At 59.9% G+C, this 26,268-nt stretch carries 22 protein-coding genes; 15 read left to right on the top strand and 7 right to left on the bottom strand.

Annotated features, from left to right (window positions below; all coding sequences use genetic code 11):
- The 3 genes from ACIOUG_RS09380 to ACIOUG_RS09370 form a co-directional block, all read left to right on the top strand.
- A partial coding sequence (locus tag ACIOUG_RS09380) for a polyprenyl synthetase family protein (protein ID WP_401064645.1) occupies positions 1 to 782 on the top strand: 782 nt, incomplete at its 5' end.
- Between the two features lie 159 nt (positions 783 to 941).
- Entirely contained in the window at positions 942 to 1,283 is a 342-nt protein-coding gene (locus tag ACIOUG_RS09375) for a zinc ribbon domain-containing protein YjdM (protein WP_003228364.1), read from the top strand.
- Between the two features lie 207 nt (positions 1,284 to 1,490).
- Complete coding sequence (locus tag ACIOUG_RS09370) at positions 1,491 to 1,748, top strand: hypothetical protein (protein WP_003228365.1); 258 nt, start codon at positions 1,491 to 1,493, stop codon at positions 1,746 to 1,748.
- A gap of 137 nt (positions 1,749 to 1,885) precedes the next feature.
- Here ACIOUG_RS09370 and ACIOUG_RS09365 read toward each other — a convergent pair whose 3' ends face one another.
- From ACIOUG_RS09365 to ACIOUG_RS09355, 3 genes are all read right to left on the bottom strand, one after another.
- A complete protein-coding gene (locus ACIOUG_RS09365; RefSeq protein ID WP_003228367.1) occupies positions 1,886 to 2,503 on the bottom strand; it encodes an FKBP-type peptidyl-prolyl cis-trans isomerase in 618 nt (205 codons plus the stop codon).
- A 122-nt stretch (positions 2,504 to 2,625) separates the two neighbouring features.
- Positions 2,626 to 2,931 (bottom strand): DUF6482 family protein, encoded by a 306-nt coding sequence (locus ACIOUG_RS09360; protein ID WP_401064641.1) that lies wholly within the window; start codon positions 2,929 to 2,931, stop codon positions 2,626 to 2,628.
- Between the two features lie 135 nt (positions 2,932 to 3,066).
- Positions 3,067 to 3,555 (bottom strand): TIGR00645 family protein, encoded by a 489-nt coding sequence (locus ACIOUG_RS09355; RefSeq protein ID WP_007963798.1) that lies wholly within the window; start codon positions 3,553 to 3,555, stop codon positions 3,067 to 3,069.
- 174 nt (positions 3,556 to 3,729) lie between these two features.
- On the opposite strand from ACIOUG_RS09355, the gene ACIOUG_RS09350 reads away from it, so the two are divergent.
- Positions 3,730 to 5,562 carry a hypothetical protein gene (locus ACIOUG_RS09350; protein ID WP_401064639.1) on the top strand — a complete coding sequence of 611 codons (1,833 nt, stop codon included), beginning with the start codon at positions 3,730 to 3,732 and terminating at the stop codon, positions 5,560 to 5,562.
- Between the two features lie 6 nt (positions 5,563 to 5,568).
- On the opposite strand, the gene ACIOUG_RS09345 is transcribed toward ACIOUG_RS09350, so the two are convergent.
- Positions 5,569 to 5,898: a hypothetical protein gene (locus tag ACIOUG_RS09345; RefSeq protein ID WP_007963794.1), complete on the bottom strand. Its 330-nt coding sequence runs from the start codon at positions 5,896 to 5,898 to the stop codon at positions 5,569 to 5,571.
- Between the two features lie 324 nt (positions 5,899 to 6,222).
- Positions 6,223 to 8,661 carry a Lon protease family protein gene (locus ACIOUG_RS09340; protein WP_401064636.1) on the bottom strand — a complete coding sequence of 813 codons (2,439 nt, stop codon included), beginning with the start codon at positions 8,659 to 8,661 and terminating at the stop codon, positions 6,223 to 6,225.
- Positions 8,662 to 8,961: 300 nt separating this feature from the next.
- Between ACIOUG_RS09340 and ACIOUG_RS09335 the strand changes: the two genes are divergently transcribed.
- From ACIOUG_RS09335 to ACIOUG_RS09320, 4 genes are all read left to right on the top strand, one after another.
- Positions 8,962 to 9,450, top strand: a complete 489-nt coding sequence (locus tag ACIOUG_RS09335; protein ID WP_007909797.1) for a DUF3015 domain-containing protein — start codon at positions 8,962 to 8,964, stop codon at positions 9,448 to 9,450.
- A 264-nt stretch (positions 9,451 to 9,714) separates the two neighbouring features.
- Positions 9,715 to 11,568, top strand: a complete 1,854-nt coding sequence (locus tag ACIOUG_RS09330; protein WP_401064633.1) for a DUF4105 domain-containing protein — start codon at positions 9,715 to 9,717, stop codon at positions 11,566 to 11,568.
- A 154-nt stretch (positions 11,569 to 11,722) separates the two neighbouring features.
- Positions 11,723 to 12,079: a hypothetical protein gene (locus tag ACIOUG_RS09325; protein ID WP_401064630.1), complete on the top strand. Its 357-nt coding sequence runs from the start codon at positions 11,723 to 11,725 to the stop codon at positions 12,077 to 12,079.
- Between the two features lie 70 nt (positions 12,080 to 12,149).
- Positions 12,150 to 12,644: a GreA/GreB family elongation factor gene (locus ACIOUG_RS09320; RefSeq protein WP_401064628.1), complete on the top strand. Its 495-nt coding sequence runs from the start codon at positions 12,150 to 12,152 to the stop codon at positions 12,642 to 12,644.
- Here the strand turns inward: ACIOUG_RS09320 and gdhA are convergent.
- Both gdhA and ettA read right to left on the bottom strand, forming a co-directional pair.
- Complete coding sequence (gene gdhA, locus ACIOUG_RS09315; RefSeq protein WP_401064625.1) at positions 12,641 to 13,978, bottom strand: NADP-specific glutamate dehydrogenase; 1,338 nt, start codon at positions 13,976 to 13,978, stop codon at positions 12,641 to 12,643. The two genes, ACIOUG_RS09320 and gdhA, sit on opposite strands and share 4 nt — an antisense overlap.
- 346 nt (positions 13,979 to 14,324) lie before the next feature.
- The gene (gene ettA, locus ACIOUG_RS09310) at positions 14,325 to 15,989 is read right to left on the bottom strand and encodes an energy-dependent translational throttle protein EttA (RefSeq protein WP_003228391.1); all 1,665 of its coding nucleotides are present in this window, start codon (positions 15,987 to 15,989) and stop codon (positions 14,325 to 14,327) included.
- A gap of 294 nt (positions 15,990 to 16,283) precedes the next feature.
- On the opposite strand from ettA, the gene morA reads away from it, so the two are divergent.
- The 7 genes from morA to ACIOUG_RS09275 all read left to right on the top strand — a co-directional run bounded on the left by morA (position 16,284) and on the right by ACIOUG_RS09275 (position 26,232).
- The gene (gene morA / locus ACIOUG_RS09305) at positions 16,284 to 20,132 is read left to right on the top strand and encodes a cyclic di-GMP receptor MorA (protein WP_401064621.1); all 3,849 of its coding nucleotides are present in this window, start codon (positions 16,284 to 16,286) and stop codon (positions 20,130 to 20,132) included.
- Positions 20,133 to 20,368: 236 nt separating this feature from the next.
- Complete coding sequence (glyA, locus tag ACIOUG_RS09300; RefSeq protein WP_007963781.1) at positions 20,369 to 21,622, top strand: serine hydroxymethyltransferase; 1,254 nt, start codon at positions 20,369 to 20,371, stop codon at positions 21,620 to 21,622.
- 280 nt (positions 21,623 to 21,902) lie between these two features.
- Positions 21,903 to 22,475 carry a hypothetical protein gene (locus ACIOUG_RS09295; RefSeq protein WP_401064619.1) on the top strand — a complete coding sequence of 191 codons (573 nt, stop codon included), beginning with the start codon at positions 21,903 to 21,905 and terminating at the stop codon, positions 22,473 to 22,475.
- Positions 22,476 to 22,554: 79 nt separating this feature from the next.
- Positions 22,555 to 23,109: a hypothetical protein gene (locus ACIOUG_RS09290; RefSeq protein ID WP_401064617.1), complete on the top strand. Its 555-nt coding sequence runs from the start codon at positions 22,555 to 22,557 to the stop codon at positions 23,107 to 23,109.
- A 285-nt stretch (positions 23,110 to 23,394) separates the two neighbouring features.
- A complete protein-coding gene (locus ACIOUG_RS09285) occupies positions 23,395 to 24,708 on the top strand; it encodes a C4-dicarboxylate transporter DctA (RefSeq protein WP_007963773.1) in 1,314 nt (437 codons plus the stop codon).
- 84 nt (positions 24,709 to 24,792) lie between these two features.
- On the top strand, positions 24,793 to 25,497 hold the full coding sequence (locus ACIOUG_RS09280) for a FadR/GntR family transcriptional regulator (RefSeq protein WP_401064614.1): 705 nt from the start codon (positions 24,793 to 24,795) through the stop codon (positions 25,495 to 25,497).
- Positions 25,498 to 25,521: 24 nt separating this feature from the next.
- Positions 25,522 to 26,232, top strand: coding sequence for a GntR family transcriptional regulator (locus tag ACIOUG_RS09275; protein ID WP_401064611.1), 711 nt, complete (start codon positions 25,522 to 25,524; stop codon positions 26,230 to 26,232).
- Positions 26,233 to 26,268: the final 36 nt, after the last annotated feature.

Raw genomic sequence — 26,268 nt, 5'->3', positions numbered from 1 at the left:
GCGACGACATGCGTCTGCTGGCCGCCACCATCGAATTCCTGCACACCGCGACCCTGCTGCATGACGACGTGGTCGACATGTCCGGCATGCGCCGTGGCCGCTCGACCGCCAACGCCATGTGGGGCAACGCTCCGAGCGTGCTGGTCGGCGACTTCCTGTACTCACGCTCGTTCGAAATGATGGTCGAACTGGGTTCGATGCCGGTGATGAAGATCCTGTCCCAGGCCACGCGAATCATCGCCGAAGGCGAAGTGTTGCAGCTGTCCAAGGTACGCGACGCCAGCACCACCGAAGAAACCTACATGGAAGTCATCCGCGGCAAGACCGCGATGCTCTTCGAAGCCTCGACCCACAGCGCTGCCGCACTGGCCGGTGCCACCGCCGAGCAGAGCGAAGCCCTGCGCACTTTCGGTGATCACCTGGGCGTGGCGTTCCAACTGGTCGACGATCTGCTGGACTACAAGGGCGACGCCGAGACCCTGGGCAAGAACGTCGGCGACGATCTGGCCGAAGGCAAGCCAACCCTGCCGCTGATCTACACCATGCGCGAAGGCACGCCGGAACAGGCGGCTCTGGTCCGCCAGGCGATCCAGAAAGGCGGGATCGAAGACCTCGAAAGCATCCGCATCGCCGTGGAAGCGTCGGGTTCGCTGGAGTACACCGCGCAACTGGCCCGCGACTACGTGGCCCGTGCGATCAAGTGCCTCGACGCGCTGCCGGCCAGCGAATACCGCGATGCACTGGTGGAACTGAGCGAGTTTGCGGTCGCCCGCACGCACTGATATCGCTGAAGCAAGATCAAAAGATCGCAGCCTTCGGCAGCTCCTACCTATCACCTGTAGGAGCTGCCGAAGGCTGCGATCTTTTGCTTTTGGCTCCATCAAAGTCTAAAACCTTATACAATGTGCGACTTTTAGCGATCCACATCCCAAGGAGCCTTAGTGAGCACGTTGCCACCCTGCCCGAAATGCAATTCCGAATACACCTACGAAGACGGTGCCCAACTGATCTGCCCAGAGTGCGCCCACGAGTGGTCGGCCAATGGCGAAGCCGAAGTGGCGTCCGATGATGCCGTGAAGAAAGATTCGGTTGGCAATGTGCTGCAGGACGGCGACACCATCACCGTGATCAAGGATCTGAAGGTCAAGGGCACCTCGCTGGTGGTCAAGGTCGGCACCAAGGTCAAGAACATCCGCCTGTGCGACGGCGACCACGACATCGACTGCAAGATCGACGGCATCGGTCCGATGAAGCTCAAGTCCGAGTTCGTCAGAAAGGTCTGATCCCGCTGTCCTCCATCCCGCGCCTGGCGTGGGATGGTGCCTCACCCTCGCCGCTTTCCCCTCCCGCATTCTCGCGTAATAGCCAGACGCCAGCCGTTTTGACCTTACGCAATCTTTACCCGGAAAAAATCGCATTCCGCCAATAGGCACTTGCTATTTGACGAATAAGAATTATTCTCATTGAAACCTTTCAAGGAGATGAGAACCATGACTTATTTGATCGACGCCTGGCTGGATCGCCCGCACCCATACCTCAGGATCCTGCATCGGGAAACCGGAGAAGTCTGTGCGGTTCTGGAAGAAGAGGCTCTGCACGAATTGCAGGATCAGGGTGATCTGGACGTCAGCAGCCTGAATTCCAGCGAACCGCTGGTGCTCAAGGAGCTGGTGCGCAATCTGTTCCTGTTCTGCTATGCCCGGGCGTTGCGCCCGACCAATGAGCTGCATCACAAGATCGAAATATGATCAGCGCCATGGAAACTGTGGGAGCCCGCCTGCTGGCGAAAGCGCTGTGTCAGGCAACGAATGGGTTGCCTGAAAGGACGCCTTCGCGAGCAAGCCCGCTCCCACATTATTGACCTGTCACAGGGACAGGCCTGGAATTACAGAACGTCCAGCAACTCGACGTCGAATACCAGAACGCTGTGCGGCGGGATGCTGCCAACGCCTTGAGCGCCGTAAGCCAGCTCGCTCGGCACGTACAGACGCCATTTGCTGCCGGCATTCATCAGTTGCAGCGCTTCGGTCCAGCCGGCAATCACGCCGCCAACCGGGAATTCTGCTGGCTGGCCACGATCGTAGGAGCTGTCGAACACAGTGCCGTCGATCAGCATGCCGTGGTAGTGAGTGCGCACGGTGTCTTCACGGGATGGCTTGGCGCCTTCGCCCTGGGTCAGCACTTCGAATTGCAGACCGGAAGCCAGAGTAGTGATGCCTTCTTTCTTGGCGTTTTCAGCCAGGAAAGCACGGCCTTCGCCGGCAGCGGCTTCAGCTTTGGCGGCGGCTTCGGCTTGCATGATCTCGCGGATCACTTTGAAGCTGGCGGACATGGCTTCCTGATCGACACGGCTTGGTTTGCCGGCGAATGCGTCGGTCAGACCGGCCAGGATCGCGTCCAGGCTGACACCCGGTGGCGGGTTGTCGCGCAGCTGGTCACCCAGCTGACGGCCGATACCGTAGCTGACGCGGGTTTCGTCGGTGGACAGATTTACTTCGGACATGACACTGCTCCGCTGTGCGGACGGCCATCAGACTTGCCGTGCGTGCACAGCGCGTCCCGGCGCGCCCGGAACCTAAAAGGGCGAGCAGACTAGCACAGATGCCCAGCGATGGCGCGCAACGCCTACAGGGCCGAACGCCACGCGAGCGGCAGTTTCAGGCTTTCCTCGTCACTGGTGCCCAGGCCGCACATTTCGTCATGCACCGAGGTGTGCACAAGGTTGAACGGCAGCACCGGGAAGTTATGCAACACATCCCGCGCATGCTCCACCGAACGCAGCATCAGCATCTTGCCCTTGGGATCACTCAGCGGATACGCCGCCCCATGCATCCGCGCCTCAAGCAGATAAAGCCCGCCCTCCATGGAGATCAGGTTCAGCTCATCGACCTTTCTGGCAATGGCAAACGCATTCAACTCTTGCAGGTTCATGAACACACCTCATGCGATGGCGAGCGAAGACCCTTACAGGGATATGCCCGCGCGCACCAAAGCACAAGCCACAAACGACACCGCCCGTCTGTTTCGCAACAGACGGGCGGTGTTTTGGCAGCGATCAATCAATGATCAGTGCTTGGTCAGCTTGTCCAGATAGCCCATGGCAAACGCCGAAATCACGAAGGTCATGTGGATGATCACGTACCACATCAGGTGCTCGGGATCGACGTTTTTGGCATCCATGAAGATCCGCAGCAGGTGGATCGAGGAAATCGCCACGATCGACGCCGCCACTTTCATCTTCAGCGACGAGGAGTCCATGGTGCCGAGCCAACTGAGCTTTTCTTTGCCTTCGTCGATGTTCAGCTCGGACACGAAGTTCTCGTAGCCGGAAATCATCACCATCACCAGCAAGCCGCCCACCAGCGCCATGTCGATCAGCGACAGCAACACCAGGATCAGATCCGATTCGGCCATGGAAAACACGTTGGGAATGACATGAAACACTTCCTGGAAGAATTTCAATGCCAGCGCCAGCAGCCCGAGGGACAGCCCGATATAGATCGGCGCCAGCAGCCAGCGCGTGGCGTACATTGCATTTTCGATAAAGCGTTCCATTGACTCTCACACAATAAGGATTGAAATCGGCGGCGAGTATACCAGCCGTCCATGACCGCCAGAAACCGCCCGGCTCGCGCCTCCAATCACCGCGACCCGCGTGTGTGTGAGAATTTTTTTCTGCTACTGTCCAAACCATTGACCGCCTAGCGAAAGTGGACAGGACGACTGGAAATGGATGTGCGATTACCGTTGAAAACTGCCGGAGTTTGCCTCGCTCTGCTGCTGGGTGGCTGCTCTCCCGGCGAAGACAAAAAACCCGCGGTCAGCCTCGATGCGAAGACGGCTACGTTCGAACACTCACTGGACGCCATCACCGACCCGAAACTCAAGGACGCCGTGACCGAACTCGGCGGTTCGCTGTTGCTGCTTGAACGCGCGCAACGCAAGCTCGACAGCACCCCGCTGAAAACCGTCTACGGCGACGACACCCTCGGCATCCTCAAGCACTACCCTTCCCCGCAGGCACTGGTCGATACCTTCATCAACGGCCTGTTCGTGCTGCACAAGGACGCCAGCTCCGACTACCTCACCGACCTGCAGCCGGTATTCCCGTTCAACCTGAACATTCCCGGCGGTTTCCTGTTCCCGCATGGCGTGGAATGGCAGTCGGTAACCCTGAGCAACAAACGGGTGATCGCCTATCAACCGGAGTGGTCGGAAACCGATCCCGGCATTCAGTTGAGCCCGTCCAGTTCCAACGTCACCAACCCCGATGACCTGACCGTGACCTACCCGTTCATTGAAGGGCTGGACGTGGACAAGAAGAGCCAGCCACAACCGGTGAGCCTGCAAGGCAAAGTCGAAGTCATCGCGCCGCGCCGCTTGTTCAGCTTCAACCTGAACCAGAAGGATGTCGGCCAGACCCGCACCGACGACAATCTCAGCGTCACTCTGCTGAAGCTTGCAAAGAACTACGCCGAAGTCGAATTCAGCAACAGCCTGCCAGTGGCCCCCGAGGTCGAAGGTGCTCAGCTCAATCCAGTGATCGTTCAGGCCCGCGACACCACCGGGCAATATCTGGTGCGCGCCGGTTCGATCAACGAAAGCCCGGCACAAGTCGCCTTCTACGAAAAACAACTGGCGCATCTGCAACAACAGAAAACCTGGACCGAGGCCCTGGAAAAACAGCTGGAGGACGATCAACACGCCTTCGAGCAGCAACACCCGCGCCGCTACAACAAGGTCTACTTCAACGGCCCGATCGACACCCTGGAAGTCAGCGTGCTCGACTTCTCATCGGCGACCGTGACCCGCAAGGCACTGGATCTGCCGGTGCGCACGTTCAGTCAGCACACCACGGAAAAAGCCATCCAGCCACTGGACCCCGCGGTGGTGGTGTATGACGATCTGGCGCCGAACTGGCTCAAGGGCGCGAGCCTCACCGAGGAAGCGTTGAAGGCCGGCATCCGCATCCATCAGTCCGTGGAGGATCCGAGCGCAGCACGTATCGAGTTCTCTCATCGGCGGACCTTCAACGATGAATTGCTCGGTGATGATTTCAGCCCGGGAGAAAGCCCGGTGACGTTCTTCACCGAGAAACGCAGCGGCAAACTCGATGAGCCGATCGAGCTGCCGCCCGAGGCCTATCAGGTCGATCCGCTACAGGCGACCATCACTTACGATTTGAACCTGTTCCCGGAAACCCCGGCGATTGCCGTGGGCTCGATGCCGTTGTTCCTCGCCAGCGTGGAGAAAAAAGCCTACGACGCCAAGGCCCTGCCCAAAGGCCTGGAGATCAAGAACAACATGCTGGTGGTGGACCTCAAACTGTTCCCGGCCAACGCCTGGCGATTCTTCGTCAAGGACGACAGCGGCAACTACCTGAAACAGATTCTCTCGGTCAGTCATGATGCGGGCGCAGAAAGCCCGGCGCTGTTCGGCGTGCATTACTTCTATGGCCGTCCAACGCACGTGGAGACCTATCAGCGAACCGAGCTCAATACCGTGCAATACGGCTTTGAGGTTAAGCTCGACAAGGCGCAACAGCCCGACACTGCGCCGTGATTGCGCCTAGTGGTCGAACACGCCGACCGTGCGCCCGCGCCCACCGTTGATCTGGCGCAGCTGTGCCTGCAGGTGCAGGCTCCAGATCTGCGGATCGTCGGCCAGTTCGTAGCCGTGCATCGTCAGGCTTTCAACAATGGTGTCGAGAATCGACTCGGCGGCGACCGGCCCATGAAACGGGCCTTGGGCCTTGATGGCGGAAGGTTGTTCGCCGGCCATGCCGGCCGCGAAGAGCAAGGTCCACATGCCGTTATCGCCGGCCAGCGGTTTGATGGCACATTCGATGCGGGTCACAAGACCCAGGCATTGACGGGTGAGGCAGAGGTTGCGCGACATGGCGGCGACCCTCGGTAAAGCCTGTATTCAGCCTTCACGCGAAGGCTGTTTCGATCCAGTGATACTGTCGATGTCCTTGAGCAGAGAATAGAAGAAAAGTCCGCCACGCAAGCCGGATAGAACCAGAAGGCGCCGAATGGTCATTGTGTGAATTCTGACGTCAGAGTAGTGGCACTTTTCCTGAAGATCACCGCAAACCCCAATTTGAAAACAACTGTGGGAGGGGGCTTGCTCCCGAAGGCGGGGTCTCAATCGACTAATGTGTCGATTGGCACACCGCCTTCGGGAGCAAGCCCCCTCCCACAATTTTTACCGCGTTTGCGGTCAGGCTGGTTTGGCCTCTGCCAACGCCTCCTGCGCCAGTTCCTTTTCCGCCTCTTTCAGATCCTCTTCGCTGATCATCTCGGCAATCACCCGCAGACGCTCCACCACGCGTGCGTTGACGCTGCCTTCAGGGAACTGACCGTCAGCATCCGGCTCACCGGCCGGCTCGCCGACCAACAGGCTCAGCGCCTCATCAGCCTGACGCACCGCGTACACGTGGAACTGCCCGGCACGTACCGCCGCCAGCACCTTCTCGTCGAGCATCAGCGTGGCGACGTTGGCCTGCGGAATGATCGCGCCCTGCTCGCCGGTCAGCCCGCGTGCTTCGCAGAGGCGGAAGAAGCCTTCGATCTTCTCGTTGACCCCGCCGACCGCCTGCACTTCGCCGAACTGGTTGATCGAACCGGTGATCGCAAAACACTGCTTGAGCGGGGTTTTCGACAGCGCCGAAATCAGCGTGCAGGCCTCGCCCAGCGACGCGCTGTCGCCATCGACGTAACCGTAGGATTGCTCCAGGGCGATGCTCGCGGAAATCGCCAGCGGGAATTCCTGAGCGTAACGGCTGCCCAGATACCCGGTGAGAATCATCACGCCTTTGGAGTGGATCGGCTGGCCGAGGTTGACCTCACGCTCGATGTCGACGATGCCGCTGCCGCCCGGATACACCGTGGCGGAAATCCGCGCCGGCACACCGAACGCCGAGTCACCGACTTCGAGCACGGTCAGCCCGTTGCACTTGCCGACCGCGGCGCCGTCGGTGTCGATCAGAATAATGCCGGCGAGCATGTCGTCGAGAATTCGCGCCGAGACCCGACCGGTACGGGTGGCCTTGGCTTTCAGCGCCCGCTCGATGTGCCCGGCATCGGTCATTTCATCGCCGGCCAGATGGCGGATGAAATCCGCCTCGCTGACCAGTTGAAACAGATCACCGATCCGCGCCGACAAACGCCCCTGATGTTCGGCCAGCCGTGCGCTGTAGGTCGCCAGACGCGCTACCGCATCGGCGGTCAGCGGCGCCATGCCTTCTTCCGAAGTACGGGTCTTCAGCAACTGGGCGAATTGCTCCAGACTTTCGTCGACCATCGGGATGTCTTCGTCAAAGTCGACCAGCACCCGGAACATCTCCTGGAAGTCCGGATCGAGGTCCTGCAGCGTGTAGTACAACTGCCGCGCACCGATGATCACCACTTTGACCTGCAGCGGAATGTGCTGCGGGTTGAGGGTCACGGTGGCGAAACGGCCCATCTCGCCCAGCGGCGATTCCATCTTCAGCTTGCGCGATTGCAGGGCACGTTTCAGCGCATCCCACACGAACGGCTCGCTGAGCATTTTTTCCGCTTCAAGGATCAGGAAACCGCCGTTGGCACGGTGCAGCGCACCCGGGCGCAACTGGCGGTAGGTGGTGTAGAGCGCACCCTGATCGGTGGTGTATTCGATACGGCCGAACAGATTTTCGTAGGTCGGGTGCGGTTCGAACACTACCGGCGCACCGCCGCTGGCCGGATGCCCGACCACCAGGCTCGGCGCGTATTGCTCTTCGAGCAGCTTGCGCGCCACGGCGTCGGTCTTGCTGTCGTCGACCAGTTGCTCGACCACGGTTTTCAGCAGATACACCTGCATCGCTTGCAGGTAACCGCAGACCGCAGCGTTTTCCGCGTACTTCTCGGATAACGGCGAGAGCAATGGCTGCAAGGCCAGGGTGATGGTTTCTTCGTTGAGTTGGCGCAGCTGATTGTTCGACTCGCGCTTCCACTGCGGCAGGCTCGCGAGTTCTTCGTTCAGACGTTCTTCGAGGCCGGAAATGTCCTCGTGGAAACGCTCACGCTCGGCTTCCGGCAGTTGCGAAAACTCGGCCTCGTCCAGCGCCTTGCCCTCGAGCATCGGGGTGAAGGCGATGTTGCTGCTGTCGCGATACAGAGCGACGTCTTTTTCCAGGGCCAGACGCTCGATGACGTCCAGCGCCTTGTCGTAGCGCTGGTTGAAAGCGCGGTCGATGGCGCTTTTCTTTTGCTGGTAGGACGGGTGTTCGAACACCGCCGGAAACGTCGCCAGCAGGTTGTCGATCAGCCCGTTGATGTCGCCGATGAAAGAGGCCGCCGTGCCAGAAGGCAATTCCAGTGCGCGAGGTTCGCGTGGCTCATCGAAATTGTTGACGTAGACCCAGTCCGCCGGGGTCTGCAGGCGCTTGCCTTCGGCTTTCAGGTAGCGTTTGACGAACGAGAAACGGCCGGTGCCGGGTTCGCCCATGACAAAGACGTTGTAACCGGGGCGTGGCATGGCCACACCGAACTGCAAGGCTTCGACCGCACGTTCCTGGCCAAGCACACCGCGAAAGGGCTCCAGATCATTGGTGGTAGTGAAGCTGAACTGTTCAGCGGAAAACGGACGGGTCAGCGCTTCGGGCGCTAGACGCAAGCTGGCAGCAACAGGATCAGGCATCGGGCTTCCTTAACAATCAGGCGGGGCAGATAGCGGCATTCTGGCGCTGCCCGTACCCCACTGGCAAGGCGCGCCACACGACAAAGCATAGACAACCGGCCAACCCCGAAGCGGGGCCCGTGAATCCGGGGTTATCGCCAAATCTTTTGTAAAAAATCACGGAACCCCCGGAACCTGCCTAAACTCCAAACTGCGCGGCTGGAACTAATACCGGCCCACTGGCGCTTTAAGGGTCTGTGAACACAGAGCTTGGGGGGCCAGAACCCTGTCCATTGGTATGCACACAAAGAGAACAAAGCTATGAAACGGATTCTTCTCGGTACTCTCTTCACCGCTGTTTCCATCAACGCCATGGCGCAAGCCCCGGGTGGCCCGGATTGCGGTTGGGGCAACATGCTGTTCGAAGGTCAGCGTGGCACCCCGGCACACTTCCTGGCCTCCACCACTAACGGCACCTCCGGTAACGCTACGTTCGGTATGACTTCCGGCACCAACGGTTGCTCGACCAACGCGTCGCTGACCTACGGCGGTAAATCCTGGTTCGCCATGAATGGCATGATGAACGAGCTGTCCGAAGACATGGCCAAGGGCAACGGCGAAGCGCTGACGACCTACGCCGTGGTACTGGGCGTGGCGCCGGAAGATCGCGCGCACTTCGCGGCTGTCACTCACGAGCACTTCCAGCAGATCTTCAGCAAAGCTGACGTGACCGCCGAAGACGTGCATACCAACACCCTGGCCGTGCTGAAGTCGGACCCACGTCTGGCCAAGTACGCAACTCAGGCTTAAGCTCGACCCCACCCGCTTCTTTCGGGAAGCGGGTTTTGTTTTGAGTGCAATCACTCGAATGTGACGCTGAACCTGTGGTGAGGGGATTTATCCCCGATCGGCTGCGGAGCAGTCGTGAAACCATTCAATTCGGTGTATCTGATACACCGAGTTTTGCAGGTATGAGGGCCGCTTCGCAGCCCATCGGGGATGAATCCCCTCGCCACAGGGGAGTGATCGCAGCCCGATCCGGGTTTTATTTTCTTTCGACTTAAGTTGCCACCTATGCTCAAACGCCTTGCCTGGCTGGCGCTCTGTGTCTGCGCCCCGCTGTCCGCCGCGCCTCACGTCGACCCTCAACGTTTGCAGCAACTGGCCAACGACCGTTTCTGGATTTCCCTCGGTCACTACGAAACCGCCAAGCTTGGCGGCTGGCGCAGCTATGTCAGCGACAAGAAGTTCTTTCTGGCGCCCGATGGCAACGAACACCCCGACCGTGAACTGGCCGCCACCGTGCAAGCGCTGTACGCCCCGGCCAGTCTTGGCGAGCAACACGCGCAGTGCGTTTACCCGGCGCGCACCCGCTGGCTGAAAGCGCAGCTCAACCTCACCGACCTGCCCGCCCCCGATTGCGCCGAATTCAAACAATGGTTCAAGGACGTCTCGCCGCACAGTGCGGTGATGATCTTCCCGGCGGCGTATCTCAACAGCCCATCGTCGATGTTTGGCCACACCCTGCTGCGCATCGATCAGGCTGACGTACAGGCCGACAAGACTTCGCTGCTGAGTTACGCGATCAACTTCGGCGCCTATATCGAAGGCTCGGACAACAGCATTCTCTACGCCTGGAAAGGCTTGATGGGCGGCTATCCGGGGCTGTTCGCGCTGGTGCCGTATCAGGAAAAACTTTCCGAGTACCGCAGCCTCGAAAACCGCGACCTGTGGGAATACCGGCTGAACCTGACCCAAGCAGAAACCGCACGCATGGTCGAGCATGTGTGGGAGCTGAAGCAGATCCAGTTCGACTATTTCTTCTTCGACGAAAACTGCTCGTATCGACTGCTTGAACTGCTGCAAGTGGCGCGTCCGAGTCTGCGCCTGACCGAGCAATTCCCGCTGACCGCGATCCCTACCGACACGGTCAAAGCGGTGAAAGAGGCCGGATTGGTGGAAAGTATCGAATATCGCCCGTCCCGCGAGCGTGAGCTGCTCAGCCGCGCCGAGCCGTTGAACAAGGAAGAACAGCAATGGGTGCTGAAAGTCAGCGCCGATCAACAGGTGTTACAGGAGCCGACCTTCAAGGCCCTGCCCCGGGATCGTCAGGCGCTGATCATCGACGCCGCGTATCGTCTGGAACGCTACCGCGCCAACGGTCAGGAACGTGATCCGCAACGCGCACAGCGCAGCTTCGAACTGCTGCGGGCGATCAACAAGAACCCGGCGCCGGAGTTGCAGATCCCACAACCGGGCCTGCCCGAAGACGGCCATGAATCACGCACCTGGCAGGCCGGCGTCGGCACCCGGGGTGATCGTGCCTTCGGTGAGTACGGCTTGCGCATGGCCTATCACGATCTCAACGACAACGCCGAAAGCTTCCCCCTCGGCGCGCAGATCGAAATCCTGCAAATGAAGCTGCGCCAGTACGAAGGCAACCAGTGGCAATTCCAGCAACTGGACCTGGCGACCATCCGCTCGCTGACCCCGCGCAATGAGTTGCTGCAGCCGCTGTCGTGGCAAGTCACCGGCGGCCTCGAGCGCGTACCCGGCAAGCATGATGACGAGAACCTGGTCAGCCACGTCAACGGCGGCGCGGGCGGCACCTGGCAATTGGGCGAAGACACACTCGGGTTTGCCCTCGGCACCGTGCGCATCGAGCACAACAATGACTTCGCCGGGTTCGTCACGCCGGCCGCTGGTTTCAACAGCGGCGTGCTGTGGAAAAACCCGCTGGGCAATCTGAGCGTAGAGGCCAAGGGCGACTATTTCACCAACGGTGAAATACGCCGCAGCCTGAGCCTGAACCAGCAGTGGGAATTGTCGCGCAACCTCGGTTTGCGCCTGACGGCACAGCGTGAATTCAGTCATGTGGCGACGCCGGAAACCGAAGTGATGCTCGAAGTGAAGTGGTATCACTATTAAAAGATCGCAGCCTGCGGCAGCTCCTACATTGGAAATGCATTTTTCCTGTAGGAGCTGCCGCAGGCTGCGATCTTTTGATCTTCCTTTCACACCCCATCAACGAATCACCTTCTAGACTTTCCCCATAAGCCGAAAATCGGCGCGGGAGAGTGCGATGTGGCGGTGTGCGGGGCTGTTGGGTGTTTTGCTGTTTCTCGGGGGGTGCCAGACCACCCACGAAGACTTGATCGCCAAAGGTTATCCACCGGCCTTCGCCGACGGTTTCGATGATGGCTGCGTCAGTGGCCGGCAAGCCGCCGGTTCGATCAGCGGCGAGTTTCGCAAGAACGTGCCGCGCTATCTCAAGGACAAGCAATACGCAGAAGGCTGGACCGATGGCTTTCGCCAGTGTCAGGCGATGCTGGAGAACAAGGACCGCGAAGACTATCGCAACGAGCACTGGGACGAACGCGAGCGCGCCTGGCAGCAGCAGAAAGACCAGGACGCCGGGCGGGCTTATCGCTCGCAATAGGTCGCTTCCAGACATCCAGTGAAACCAAATGCCTGCGAGCATGGCCCAAACCTCATACGAGGAGGACACCATGAGCCGCGCTTTCGTCAACGAAGACAACGCCGCCGCGCAAGCCGATCAGCCCGTCGAACGGCAGGTCAGCGCGCAGCCCAATTACGTCACCCCCCAAGGATTGGCGCAGTTGCAGGCCAAAGTCGCCGAGCTGCAAGCCCTGCACGCCGAGCAATCGGCCAAGGGCGAACAGGCCGACAAGCAACGACTGGCCGATCTGCAACGGGATCTGCGTTATTTCAATCAACGTCTGAGTAGCGCCCAGGTCGCTGCCCCCGCAACCTCCACTGACAAGGTGCAGATTGGCAGCTGGGTGACCTTTGCCGACGAACACAACACCGAAAGTCGGGTGCAACTGGTCGGCGAAGATCAGGCCGACGCCAGTCAGGGCCTGATCAACTGGGCTTCGCCGCTGGGCCGGGCGCTGCTCGGTGCCCGGCTCAGTGACGAAGTGCTGTGGCAGCGCCCCGCTGGCGATCAGGTGATTGAAGTGATTCGCATCGAACCGGCTTAAACCACACCCTGAGCGAGCATCGCATCGGCGACTTTGACGAAGCCGGCGATGTTCGCGCCTTTGACGTAGTTGATCCTTCCGTTCTCTTCGCCGTAATGCACGCAGGCATGGTGGATCGACTGCATGATCGCGTGCAGTTTGCTGTCCACCTCACCCGCCGTCCACAGCAGCCGCATGGCGTTCTGCGACATCTCCAGACCGCTGACCGCCACGCCGCCAGCGTTCGACGCCTTGCCCGGGGCGAACAGAATGCCGGCCTCGATGAAGATATCCACAGCCTCCAGCGTGGTCGGCATGTTCGCGCCCTCTGCCACGCACACGCAGCCGTTGCGCAGCAGCGTACGCGCGGCGTCGGCGTCGAGTTCGTTCTGCGTGGCGCAGGGCAGCGCGATGTCGCACGGCAGCGACCACGGCAACTGACCGGCGCGGAACTCCAGAGCGAACGCGGTGGCCAATTCGCTGATGCGTCCGCGTTTGACGTTTTTCAGTTCCAGCAGCGCCTGCCACTGCTCTTCACTCAGGCCCGATTCGCAATACAGCGTGCCTTCGGAGTCGGACAGCGAAATCACTTTGCCGCCGAGGTCCATGACTTTGCGCGCTGCGTATTGGGCGACGTTGCCGGAACCGGAGATCGCCACGCGTTTGCCTTCGACGGTCTGCCCGCGGCGCTTGAGCATTTCTTCGGCGAAGTACACGCAACCGAAACCGGTGGCTTCCGGGCGAATCAGGCTGCCGCCGTAGGTCATGCCTTTGCCGGTCAGCACGCTGGTGAACTGGTTGCTCAGACGCTTGTATTGACCGAACAGAAAGCCGATCTCCCGCGCCCCGACACCGATGTCACCGGCCGGCACGTCCACGTCGGCGCCGATGTGGCGGTACAGCTCGCTCATGAACGCCTGGCAGAAACGCATGACTTCGGCGTCGCTCTTGCCCTTCGGATCGAAGTCCGAGCCGCCCTTGCCGCCGCCCATGGGCAACGAGGTCAGGGAGTTCTTGAACGTCTGTTCGAAGGCGAGAAACTTCAGCACGCCCAGGTTCACCGAAGGATGGAAGCGCAAGCCGCCCTTGTACGGACCGATCGCGCTGTTCATCTGAATGCGGAAACCGCGATTGACCTGAACCTTGCCCTGATCGTCGACCCACGACACGCGGAACACCACCGCCCGCTCCGGCTCGCAGATGCGCTCCAGAATGCCCGAGGTCAGGTAACGCGGATTGGCTTCGAGAAACGGCCACAGACTGCGCAGGACTTCTTCGACAGCCTGGTGGAATTCGGGTTGATCCGGGTCGCGTTTTTTCAGTCGGGCAAGGAAGGATTCGACGGATTCGATCATGGGAAAAGTCTCGGCAAATTTATTGTCGTTGGAAGCGATTGAGCCGGACTGTAGCAAACGATTTGCGCACAGGAACAGCGCAAAATGTCGCAGTTATGAAATTAAATGGTGCACAGGATATAAATCAGGTGGTTTTTTGAGCTGGTTTTGCACCTGAATGGGGAGTCTGAATTCAAGCAATGCACCAACAGTTACACCGATATCGCGAGCAGGCTCACTCCTACAGGAGACCGCATTCCAATTGTAGGAGTGAGCCTGCTCGCGATGGCCACGACTCGGTATCACTGAAAAAAACTCAAAAAAAACGGAGCCCGAAGGCTCCGCTTTTCATGCAACCAACCTGATATCAGGCCAGTTTCTTGTGGCGTACCCGGTGTGGCTGGGCTGCCGCTTCGCCGAGGCGCTTTTTGCGGTCGGCTTCGTACTCGGTGTAGTTGCCTTCGAAGAACACCGCTTGCGAGTCGTCTTCGTACGCCAGGATGTGCGTCGCGACGCGGTCCAGGAACCAGCGATCGTGAGAGATCACAATGGCGGCGCCCGGGAAGTCCAGCAGGGCTTCTTCCAGCGAACGCAGGGTTTCAACGTCGAGGTCGTTGGACGGTTCGTCGAGCAGCAGGACGTTGCCGCCCTCTTTCAGGGTCAGTGCCAGGTGCAGACGACCGCGCTCACCACCGGACAGGTCCTTGACGAACTTCTGCTGGTCGCCGCCCTTGAAGTTGAAGCGACCGACGTAAGTGCGCGACGGGATCTCGTAGTTGCCGATGCGGATCTGATCGGAACCATCGGAGATCTGCTGGAACACGGTCTTGCTGCCGTCGAGGTCTTCGCGGCTCTGGTCTACGCAGGCCAGTTGCACGGTTTCGCCGACTTCGATGGTGCCGGAATCCGGCGTTTCCTTGCCCATGAGCATGCGGAACAGAGTCGATTTACCGGCACCGTTACCACCGATCACGCCGACGATGGCGCCTTTCGGCATGGAGAACGACAGGTTGTCGATCAGCACGCGATCGCCGTAGCCCTTGGTCACGTTCTTGAATTCGATGACCTTGTCGCCCAGACGCGGACCGGCCGGGATGTAGATCTCGTTGGTTTCCGAACGCTTCTGGAATTCCTGCGACTGCATTTCTTCGAAGCGTTGCAGACGTGCCTTGGATTTCGACTGGCGGGCTTTCGCGCCTTTGCGCACCCACTCCAGTTCTTCCTTCATGGCTTTTTCGTGAGCCGACTGCTGCTTGGATTCGGCCGCCAGACGATCGGACTTGGCTTCGAGCCAACCCGAGTAGTTGCCTTCGTAAGGAATGCCCGCGCCGCGGTCGAGTTCCAGAATCCAGCCAGCGACGTTGTCGAGGAAGTAACGGTCGTGCGTGATCGCAACCACGGTGCCCGGGAAGTCGTGCAGGAAGTGCTCCAGCCACGCTACCGAATCAGCGTCCAAGTGGTTGGTCGGTTCGTCGAGCAGCAGCATGTCCGGGGCGGACAGCAACAGACGGCACAGGGCCACACGACGTTTTTCACCACCGGACAGGTGTTCGACCTTGGCGTCCCAGGCCGGCAGACGCAGGGCGTCGGCAGCGACTTCCAGTTGGCGCTCGAGGTTGTGACCATCGCTGGCCTGCAGGATCGCTTCGAGCTTGGCCTGCTCGGCAGCCAGTTTGTCGAAGTCGGCATCCGGATCGGCGTAAGCGGCGTAGACCTCGTCCAGACGCGCTTGCGCATCCTTGATCACGCTGACCGCTTCCTCGACCACTTCACGCACAGTCTTGGTCGGATCAAGTTGTGGCTCTTGCGGCAGATAACCGATGTTCAGGTCCGGCATCGGACGGGCTTCGCCCTCGAACTCGGTGTCGACGCCGGCCATGATTTTCAGCAGCGTGGATTTACCCGAACCGTTGAGGCCGAGTACGCCGATCTTGGCGCCGGGGAAGAATGACAGCGAAATGTTTTTCAGGATTTCCCGCTTCGGCGGAACAACTTTGCCCAGCCGATGCATGGTGAAGACGTATTGAGCCATGGAGAACCTTGGGTCAGTGACAGATGAATGATTGGAGCGCAGGCGATGCCCGGCCAGGCCGATGCGCGTCGTTCACTTGACCACTTGATGGCCATCAAGGCGTGCGCGCTAAAAAAACCTGAGTCTAGGAGCTGGAACGCTCCCGCGTAACCGGCAAAGCTACCTGAATGACGGAAGGCAGTCCAGCCGAGTGGGGCTGGCACTTCGCCACAACTCAAGGCATGCTAGCCGCCCTTCGGGCGTCCGGCTTATAGTGCACGTCGCGCCAGTCCAGCCAAACCGCAGGATTACAGCTTGTCCAACGTTACCCCGCCAGCTTCTGTGAGCGCGTCCAATCCGGGGACCGGCTCGCCCCTGCGCGGAACATTGAAGGGGGCATTGGCGACGCTGGTGCTTTTGCTGCTGGCATTGCTGTTCTGGCAATTGCTCGATCAATTGCGCGAGACCCAGAAAAACCAGCGCCAGTACACCATCGACTACACCGCCGACCTCGCCTCGCAGGTCAGCCTGAACATGTCGCTGAATGCGCAAATCGCCCTCAACCTGCTACCGATCGTCGAACAGCCGCAGTCGGCCGACGAACAGCAGGCGCTGCTGCGCAAGCTCCAGCAATCGCTGCCGGACCTGCGCAGCCTGGCCCTGCTCAGCCCGTCCGGGAAAATCCTCAACGACAGCGCCAGCGACAGCCACGACGCCGATTACCTCAGTGAACTGGTGCGCCGCAGCCGCGCCCAGGCGCATTACTTCAGCAACGCCGACGATGGCTCGGTGGTGCACCTGCTATTGCATCAGGCCAGCGGCAGCACGCGTGGCTACTGGGTATTGCGCCTGACCCCGACCTTCTTCGACTCGCTGAGCAAGCAGGGCGAAACCGGCATCCGCCCGTTGTGGCTGGTGGAAAACCGCCTCAACCATCAGATCATCAGCCGCGACGAAGCACTGTCTTCTGCCCGGCCCGGGGTGCTGAGCCCGGACGACCTGGCCAACACCGTGCTCACCGTGCCGCTGAGCAGCAGCGACTGGCAGTTGCGCGGGCTGTTCGACCGTCAGCGCGTGCTCGAAGAACTGCTGCCGGCGTTCATCGGCAAATGCCTGCTGGGCCTGGCGTTCTCGATGTTGCCGGTGATCGCACTGCTGAACATGCGCCGCCGCCAACGCCAGTTGCATGAAGGGCGCCGACGTTATCAGGACATCTTTGAAGGCACCGGCGTCGCCCTGTGCGTGCTCGACCTGTCCGGCCTCAAGCAGGTATTCGACAAGGCGCAGATCCAGACCAGCGACCAGCTCAAGGCCTGGCTCGACCAACCGGCCCAGCGCCAGCAACTGCTGCAAGAACTGCGCGTCACCGAGGTCAATCAGGTGGCGCTGCAACTGCTCAATGTCAATTCCTGCGAGCACGCCTGGCAGTTGCTGATCGACGGCCACCCGCACAGCCAGTGCGCCATCGGCAACCAGGTGCTCGACGCGGTCCTGCAGCAGCAGAATCAGCTGGAACTGGAAATCAGGCGGCCGGACATCAACGGCCGCGACCAGCACCTGTGGATGGTTCTGCGCCTGCCCGAGGAACAGCACGACTATAAAGCGGTGATCCTCAGCATCAACGACATCACCAGCCGCAAGCTGATCGAACTGTCGCTGCTGGAACGCGAAGGCTTCTGGTCGGATGTGGTGCGCACCGTGCCGGATCATCTGTACGTGCAGGACGTAATCAGCCAGCGGATGATTTTCAGCAACCACCACCTCGGTCAGACCCTCGGTTACAACCGCACCGAGTTGCATCAGATGGGCGAGTATTTCTGGGAAATCCTCCTGCACCCGGAAGACGCCGACTACTACCATCGCTCGCGGCAGATGCAGCGGCACGCCGGGTACAGCCAGTTGTTGCAATGCCAGTTGCGCTTCCGTCATCGCGACGGCAAGTGGCGACGCTTCGACATTCGCGAACAGGCGCTGGCCCGCGACAAGCATGATCAAGTCACGCGGATCATTGGCGTGGCCAAAGACATCACCGAGCAGATCGAGGCCAGCGAATCGTTGCGCGACAGTGAGCAGCGTTACCGCATGCTCGCCGAAAGCATCAGCGACGTGATTTTCTCCACCGACAGCAAGCTGTCGCTGAACTACGTCAGCCCGTCGGTGCAAGCGGTGCTCGGCTACGACGCCGAGTGGATTTTCCAGAACGGCTGGCAATCGACCATCGCCAACCCGCAACAGCTGAGCGGCATCTACTCGCTGATGGATCGGGTCAGCAAGGCCCTCGACAAGCCTGAACAACTGGCCGTGTTGCGCAACCAGGTGCAGACCCAGATGTTCCTGTTCGACTGCCTGCGCGCCGACGGCCGCAAGATCCCGATCGAACTGCGGCTGGTGCTGGTGTGGGACGAACACGGTGCGTTCGAAGGCGTGCTCGGCGTCGGCCGCGACATCAGCCAGCAACGCCGCGCCGAGAAAGACCTGCGCATGGCCGCCACGGTTTTCGAGCACTCGACCTCGGCGATCCTGATCACCGACCCCGCCGGCTACATCGTGCAGGCCAACGAAGCCTTCAGCCGGGTCAGCGGTTACGCGGTGTCGGAAGTGCTCGATCAGTTGCCGAACATGCTCACCGTCGACGAGCAACAGGACGCGCACCTGCGCTACGTGCTCAAGCAATTGCATCAGCACAGCACCTGGGAAGGCGAGGTCTGGCTCAAGCGCCGTAACGGCGAGCATTACCCGGCGTGGGTCGGCATCACCGCGGTGCTCGACGATGAAGGCGACCTCGCCAGTTACGTGTGCTTCTTCAGCGACATCAGCGAGCGCAAGGCCAGCGAACAACGCATCCATCGCCTCGCCTACTACGACGCCCTGACCCACCTGCCGAACCGCACGCTGTTCCAGGATCGTCTGCACACCGCACTGCAATCGGCCGAACGGCAGAAGTCGTGGGTGGTGCTGATGTTCCTCGACCTCGACCGCTTCAAACCGATCAACGACTCCCTCGGCCACGCCGCCGGCGACCGCATGCTGAAAGACATGGCCACGCGCTTGCTGGCGTGCGTCGACGATGACGACACCGTGGCGCGCATGGGTGGCGACGAATTCACCTTGCTCCTGCAACACCGCTCCAGCCGCGAGCTGGCGCTGAACCGGGCGATTCATGTGGCCGAGCAGATCCTTGCCAGCCTGGTGCGACCGTTCGTGCTGGAAGGTCGCGAGTTCTTCGTCACCGCCAGTATCGGTATTGCCTTGAGCCCGCAGGACGGCAACGAACTCAGCCAGTTGATGAAAAACGCCGACACCGCGATGTACCACGCCAAGGAACGCGGCAAGAACAATTTCCAGTTCTATCAGGCCGACATGAACGCCAGTGCGCTGGAACGTCTGGAGCTGGAAAGCGACCTGCGCCATGCGCTTGAACAGAACGAATTCGTCCTGTATTACCAACCGCAATTCAGCGGCGACGGCAAGCGTTTGACCGGCGCCGAGGCGCTGCTGCGCTGGCGTCATCCGCGTCGTGGACTGGTGCCGCCGGGGGATTTCATTCCGGTGCTGGAAGAGCTGGGTCTGGTGGTGGACGTTGGCGATTGGGTGATCAGCGAAGCCTGCCGTCAGCTCAAGACCTGGCACCAGAACCGCGTGCGCGTACCGAAGGTCTCGGTGAACATTTCGGCGCGGCAGTTCTCCGATGGCCAACTCGGTACGCGCATCGCCACCATCCTGCGCGAAACCGGGCTGCCGCCGGCGTGTCTGGAGCTGGAACTGACCGAAAGTATCCTGATGCGCGAAGTCAGCGAGGCGATGCAGATCCTCGCCGGGCTGAAAAACCTCGGCCTGAGCATCGCGGTCGACGACTTCGGTACCGGTTATTCGTCGCTGAACTACCTCAAGCAATTCCCGATCGACGTACTGAAGATCGACCGCACCTTCGTCGACGGCCTGCCGTCCGGCGAGCAGGATGCACAGATCGCCCGCGCGATCATCGCCATGGCCCACAGCCTCAATCTGGCGGTGATCGCCGAAGGCGTGGAAACCCATGAGCAACTGGACTTCCTGCGCGAGCACGGTTGCGATGAAGTGCAGGGCTATCTGTTCGGACGGCCGATGCCGGCGAGCCGGTTCGAGGCGCAGTTCAGCAATGACGCCCTCTTCATGTTCGACTGAAGAAAAGATCGCAGCCTTCGGCAGCTCCTACAGGGATTGATGTCGGTCACAGTATTCGGAATCAGCCCCGATTACTGTAGGAGCTGCCGAAGGCTGCGATCTTTTCAGGCCGGCAAAAGCACCGCACATCTGTCATGAACGCCACTTGTCTGCGACATGATGTCGTTTCATATGCCATCCAAAACCCATTGGGTTAGAATGCCCCCCTTTTCTGCCCCCGATCCTTGAGGACCGCCATGTTCAGCCGTGATTTGACTATTGCCAAGTACGACGCCGATCTCTTTGCCGCCATGGAGCAAGAAGCTCAGCGCCAGGAAGAGCACATTGAGCTGATCGCTTCGGAAAACTACACCAGCCCTGCGGTGATGGAAGCTCAAGGCTCGGTACTGACCAACAAGTACGCCGAAGGCTACCCGGGCAAGCGCTACTACGGTGGTTGCGAGTACGTCGACGTTGTTGAACAACTGGCCATCGACCGCGCCAAAGAGCTGTTCGGCGCCGATTACGCCAACGTCCAGCCGCACGCCGGTTCCCAGGCCAACGCCGCTGTCTATCTGGCCCTGCTGCAAGGTGGCGACACTATCCTGGGCATGAGCCTGGCCCACGGCGGTCACCTGACCCACGGCGCCAGCGTTTCCTCCTCCGGCAAGCTGTACAACGCCGTGCAGTACGGCATCGACGCCAACGGCCTGATCGACTACGACGAAGTCGAGCGTCTGGCGGTTGAGCACAAGCCGAAAATGATCGTCGCCGGTTTCTCTGCCTACTCGCAGATTCTGGACTTCCCGCGCTTCCGCGCCATCGCTGACAAAGTCGGTGCCTACCTGTTCGTCGACATGGCTCACGTGGCCGGTCTGGTCGCCGCTGGCGTCTACCCGAACCCGGTGCCGTTCGCTGACGTCGTCACCACCACCACGCACAAGACCCTGCGCGGTCCACGTGGCGGTCTGATCCTGGCGCGCGCCAACGCCGAGATCGAGAAGAAGCTGAACTCCGCGGTATTCCCGGGCGCCCAGGGTGGCCCGCTGGAGCACGTGATCGCCGCTAAAGCGATCTGCTTCAAGGAAGCGCTGCAGCCTGAGTTCAAGGCTTACCAGGAACAAGTGGTGAAGAACGCCCAGGCCATGGCCGAAGTGTTCATCGAGCGCGGTTTCGACGTGGTATCCGGCGGGACCAAGAACCACCTGTTCCTGCTGTCGCTGATCAAGCAGGACATCTCCGGTAAAGACGCCGACGCCGCGCTGGGCAAAGCGTTCATCACCGTGAACAAGAACTCGGTGCCAAACGACCCACGCTCGCCGTTCGTCACCTCCGGCCTGCGCTTCGGTACCCCGGCTGTGACCACTCGCGGCTTCAAGCAAGCCGAGTGCAAAGAGCTGGCCGGCTGGATCTGCGACATCCTGGCTGACCTGAACAACGAAGCGGTGATCGACGCCGTTCGTGAGAAAGTCAAAGCCATCTGCAAGAAACTGCCGGTGTACGGCGCTTGATGCGACGCTAAATCCGCAGCATGAAAACCGGCCAGAAATGGCCGGTTTTTTTTCGCCTGAATAAATATCGCAACCCTTGCCTGGACAACACAATTAAAAAGCCTGAAACAATAAGCACCGACAAAAACAGACTCATCAGGCAACTTAGCTGGTACTGTTTCTGCGACACAAGACAACAAAAAAACCCACTCAAATCAACTATCAGAATGGCAACTCCATATTCAATCTGGATCAGACCACACTCTAAAAAGTTGACCACAAGGAATTCAAGGATGAGTTCATGATTACCAACAGGCAGAATTCTTTTATTGCGACACTGGAACTTGACGGGCAACACGTCGATTTTCTTGGCCAACTGCACGGCACTCCGGCCCTGCGCAACGACAGAACATTCTCAGGCGGTTTCTTTACCGGCGCGCCAACAGTCCGGGACGATTCGCATCTGCTGGGATGCCGTTCCGCTCAAGAGATTCCGCGGCATGCACCGTTGACGGTTTATTTTCGCTGCACGGACGATTACTACCATCTCTATATCCGCTCGCACCCGACTTACACCGGGCACTGCATCAGCAAGAGTGCCCAAAAGGTGCTGGGCGCCTATCTGCCGGACGACGGTGACACGACATCCTTCAACCTGATGAGCCTTGAAAACCGGCTTGTCACCCTGCAGGAGATGAAGGGTGGCATTCAACGTGTTCGACTCAAGGCTCGTAATTCGAAAGCCATCGGCATTATCCGCCGCAAGGGCGCGCCTTATCTCTATTTGTCTGAAATCGACGAAGAGGGTGTGGTTTTCAAGTTGCGCATCATCGAACGCAACGCATCGTTCCTGAGTAATCCGGACGAGATCTGATCGTTCACGCAAACACTCCATCACGTTATGGCTTATTGGCCATTCAGCGTTAACTCCCAATACTTGACAAGGCAACAGCATGAGTACCAATCAGGAAAAATCATTTACGGCGACATTAAGCACTCGATTTGGTTATCCACACTTTCCGAGACTGACCTATGGTAGAAAAGTCACCACTCCTCGCCCCGACTACGAGTTCTTCAGTTTCTCCCACCACATTGATGTTTCCGACTACCTGTTCTTGAAGCCGGACGTTGCACCGGATGCACTGACATTTTACTTCCGGTGTATCGATGACTATTACACGATGTATATATTTACCCCTGGCACTTATCACTACATGACGGTCAGCAAAGAGGAGGATGATTTCCTTAATGCCTATAGCCCTGACGACGGTGACCAGACGACTTTCAATCTTCTGGATGCCAAAGGCAAAATCATCACCCTGGATGATATCGACAGCAACACCCCCACCGTCAGAATCCAGACCCGAAGCGGCCGTTTGCTGCAGGCAGGTCTGAGCCGCAACCAGTACGACCCGAAGGTTGGCACCTTTGTGCGGACCCTTGCGTCCCGCAGCGCCGCCGTTCTGGATTTCAAAATGAACATCCTGCAGCGCAATGTTCCGTACTGACCGCATTGTCACCGGGGCACGCGGCGCTCTAGCGCTAGTCACCCGCTACAACCTCAGACGCCCGGCAAGATAGCCGGGCGTCATCGCTTGCAAACAGCCTCAACGCCGGACGGATCACCACTGGTCAGACCGGTCATGCCAATTCAGCGATTTTCACTTGTCATCGCGAAAAAACCGAGCGTAGACTGCGCCTGCACTGGACATACCGGTAAGACCACAATAATTAAGTCCTGAATCTGATGTGCTCCGCACACGGCAGCCAGGACACCGACCAGGATTCCTCCCATGCTCAGATGGTGCTCGCGTTCAATCTTCCTCCAAGTGGTTCTCGGACTGGTGCTCGGCATCGTCTGCGGGCTGACCCTTCCCGAATATTCCGCTCAGCTCAAACCGCTCGGCGACGGTTTCATCAAACTGATCAAGATGCTCATCGGCCTGATCGTGTTCTGCGTGGTGGTCAGTGGCATCAGTGGCGCGGGCGATCTGAAGAAGGTCGGGCGCATCGGCCTCAAGTCGGTGATCTACTTCGAAGTGCTGACCACCATCGCGCTGGTGATCGGTCTGGTGTTTGCCTTCAGCACCGGGATCGGCAGCGGCGCGAATATCCATTTGGAGCAGCTGTCCGCCGCCGACATGGGCGACATCGCCGAACGCGGCCAGCACATGCACACCACCACGCAGTTCCTGATGGACCTGATTCCGACCTCGGTGCTCGGCGCTTTCGCCGACAACAACATTCTGCAGGTGCTGCTGTTCTCGGTGCTGTTCGGCAGCGCGCTGAATCTGGTGGGCGAAGCGGCTTCCGGGATTTCGCGGCTGATCAACGAACTGAGCCATGTGATTTTCCGGATCATGGGCATGATCGTGCGTCTGGCGCCGATCGGCGTGTTTGGCGCCATCGCCTTCACCACCAGCAAGTACGGCCTCGACTCGCTGCAACACCTGGGCAGTCTGGTCGGCCTGTTCTACCTGACCTGCATGGCGTTCGTCAGCGTGATCCTCGGCGTGGTGATGCGGGCTTCGGGCCTGCGCCTGTGGCCGCTGCTCAAGTACCTGCGTGAAGAATTGCTGATCGTCATGGGCACCGCGTCCTCCGACGCCGTGCTGCCACAGATCATGCGCAAACTCGAACACCTGGGCATCGGCAGTTCGACGGTCGGGCTGGTGATTCCCACCGGTTACTCGTTCAACCTCGACGGCTTTTCGATTTACCTGACCCTGGCCATCGTGTTCATCGCCAACGCCACCGGCACGCCGCTGGCAATGACCGATCTGCTGACGATTCTGCTGGTGTCGCTGATCACTTCGAAAGGCGCCCATGGCATTCCCGGTTCGGCGCTGGTGATTCTCGCCGCGACGCTCACCGCAATTCCGGCGATCCCGGTAGTCGGTCTGGTGCTGGTGCTGGCGGTGGACTGGTTCATGGGCATCGGTCGGGCGTTGACCAACCTGATCGGCAATTGCGTCGCCACGGTAGCGATCGCCCGTTGGGAAAAGGACATCGACGTACAACGCGCCAACAAAGTACTCAGCGGCCAGCAGGGCTACACCTTTCAGCCGCGTAAAACCGGAACTCCGGCGCACCAGCAGGAGTTCTGATTTTCAACCCTGTAGGAGCTGCCGCAGGCTGCGATCTTTTGATCTTGTTTGCGGCATCCCCAATGGGCTTACGGAGCGAGACAAGTGATAACCACATCAACCGTCGTCAACTCAGTCGTAGAAAAACTGCGCGCCGCATTGGCCCGTGGTCAGTGGCGCTCCGGCGACATGCTGCCGGGCCAGCGTGAACTGGCCGAACAACTGGGCATCAGCCGTCCGAGCCTGCGCGAAGCGGTGATCGTCCTCGAAACCCTCGGTCTGGTGCGTTCAATGCCGGGCAAGGGCGTGGTGGTGCTCGACGCCCAGCTCAGCGACAGCCAGAGCCACGACAATGCGGTGGCCGGCGCCAGCCTCGAAGATGTGCTGCAACTGCGCTACACCCTTGAGCCGTTTATCGTGGGTTTGGTGGCGCAGTCGATCAGCAGCAAGGAGGTCGGGCAATTGCGCCTGACCCTGATGGACATGCGCGAAGCCCTTGAAGCGGGCGACAGCGAAGCCGGGGTCAACGCCTACATCGCCTTTCACGAGGAGCTGTTCACCCTGACCTCGAATCCGATTTTCCAGAGCGTGGTGCAGCAGACCAGCAATGCCCTCAAGCAAAGCGCCGAAGTGCTGCGCAATTCGCCTGAGCACCTGGCCGAACGCCTGGAAGAAAACGAAGCCGTGGTGCGCGCCATCCGCAGCAAGAACAGTGCTCAGGCCAGCGCCGAAATGCGTCGGCACATCCTGTGCGAAGGCCAGCGCATGGGCATTGAACTGAATATCCCGGATGACCACCTCAGCCACTGAATCTCTTCACTCTGGAGACCGGCCATGAACAGTCTTGCCACTTCGCCGCACACTCGCCAGGTGTCGGCTGCCCTGCCCTTCTTCCATCAGCGGGCGTCGGCAGATGAGCTGTATCCGCAATTGTTCGATGCGATTCTGGAACAACGAATCGACCCGAACAGCCGCTTTACCGAAGACAGTCTCAAGCAGATGTTCGGTGTCAGCCGCGCCGATGTGCGCCGGGTGCTGACGCAGTTGTCCCATGAGCAGGTGATTGTGCTGCGCGCCAATCATCGGCCACGGGTCGCGGCGCCGGATGCCGAGCAGACCCGGCAAACTCTGCACGCCCGGCGTCTGACTGAATCCACGCTGGTGCGCCTGGCTTGCCAGAATGCATCAACTGAAGGTGTGAAGCGTTTGCGGGCATTGGTCGAGCGCGAGCGCTTAGCCGCAGGGCAGGAGCGGCGCGGGGCGGCGATTCGGCTGTCCGGGGAGTTTCATCTGCAGTTGGCGCAAATGGCGGGCAATGCACCGTTGGCGCATTTCCTTGGCAGCCTGGTGCCGTTGACGTCGCTGGCGATTGCGCGGTGTGATGGATCGACGCCGGGTTGCTGCGCGTGGCAGGAGCATCTGGCGATTGTCGAGGCGGTCGCGTCTGGGGATGTGTCCATGGCTGAGCGACTGATGAATCAACACCTGGATCATCTTGAGCAGACTTTGCTGGGTGAGGCCCTTGAACATCGTGTCGCCGGTTAGATTGCCTTCGCGAGCAAGCCCGCTCCCACAGGAGAC

The organism is Pseudomonas sp. NPDC087803, assembly GCF_044742995.1.
Lineage (GTDB): Bacteria > Pseudomonadota > Gammaproteobacteria > Pseudomonadales > Pseudomonadaceae > Aquipseudomonas.
The sequence above is the reverse complement of the archived record's forward strand: the minus strand, read 5'-3'. Positions and strand labels throughout refer to the sequence as shown.

Excerpts from the sequence above, each read along its gene's own strand:
- ACIOUG_RS09370 (WP_003228365.1), top strand. The coding sequence starts at position 1,491 with ATGACTTATTTGATCGACGCCTGGCTGGATCGCCCGCACCCATACCTC.
- ACIOUG_RS09365 (WP_003228367.1), bottom strand. The coding sequence starts at position 2,503 with ATGTCCGAAGTAAATCTGTCCACCGACGAAACCCGCGTCAGCTACGGT.
- ACIOUG_RS09360 (WP_401064641.1), bottom strand. The coding sequence starts at position 2,931 with ATGAACCTGCAAGAGTTGAATGCGTTTGCCATTGCCAGAAAGGTCGAT.
- ACIOUG_RS09355 (WP_007963798.1), bottom strand. The coding sequence starts at position 3,555 with ATGGAACGCTTTATCGAAAATGCAATGTACGCCACGCGCTGGCTGCTG.
- ACIOUG_RS09350 (WP_401064639.1), top strand. The coding sequence starts at position 3,730 with ATGGATGTGCGATTACCGTTGAAAACTGCCGGAGTTTGCCTCGCTCTG.
- ACIOUG_RS09345 (WP_007963794.1), bottom strand. The coding sequence starts at position 5,898 with ATGTCGCGCAACCTCTGCCTCACCCGTCAATGCCTGGGTCTTGTGACC.
- ACIOUG_RS09340 (WP_401064636.1), bottom strand. The coding sequence starts at position 8,661 with ATGCCTGATCCTGTTGCTGCCAGCTTGCGTCTAGCGCCCGAAGCGCTG.
- ACIOUG_RS09335 (WP_007909797.1), top strand. The coding sequence starts at position 8,962 with ATGAAACGGATTCTTCTCGGTACTCTCTTCACCGCTGTTTCCATCAAC.
- ACIOUG_RS09330 (WP_401064633.1), top strand. The coding sequence starts at position 9,715 with ATGCTCAAACGCCTTGCCTGGCTGGCGCTCTGTGTCTGCGCCCCGCTG.
- ACIOUG_RS09325 (WP_401064630.1), top strand. The coding sequence starts at position 11,723 with ATGTGGCGGTGTGCGGGGCTGTTGGGTGTTTTGCTGTTTCTCGGGGGG.
- ACIOUG_RS09320 (WP_401064628.1), top strand. The coding sequence starts at position 12,150 with ATGAGCCGCGCTTTCGTCAACGAAGACAACGCCGCCGCGCAAGCCGAT.
- gdhA (WP_401064625.1), bottom strand. The coding sequence starts at position 13,978 with ATGATCGAATCCGTCGAATCCTTCCTTGCCCGACTGAAAAAACGCGAC.
- ettA (WP_003228391.1), bottom strand. The coding sequence starts at position 15,989 with ATGGCTCAATACGTCTTCACCATGCATCGGCTGGGCAAAGTTGTTCCG.
- glyA (WP_007963781.1), top strand. The coding sequence starts at position 20,369 with ATGTTCAGCCGTGATTTGACTATTGCCAAGTACGACGCCGATCTCTTT.
- ACIOUG_RS09295 (WP_401064619.1), top strand. The coding sequence starts at position 21,903 with ATGATTACCAACAGGCAGAATTCTTTTATTGCGACACTGGAACTTGAC.
- ACIOUG_RS09290 (WP_401064617.1), top strand. The coding sequence starts at position 22,555 with ATGAGTACCAATCAGGAAAAATCATTTACGGCGACATTAAGCACTCGA.
- ACIOUG_RS09285 (WP_007963773.1), top strand. The coding sequence starts at position 23,395 with ATGCTCAGATGGTGCTCGCGTTCAATCTTCCTCCAAGTGGTTCTCGGA.
- ACIOUG_RS09275 (WP_401064611.1), top strand. The coding sequence starts at position 25,522 with ATGAACAGTCTTGCCACTTCGCCGCACACTCGCCAGGTGTCGGCTGCC.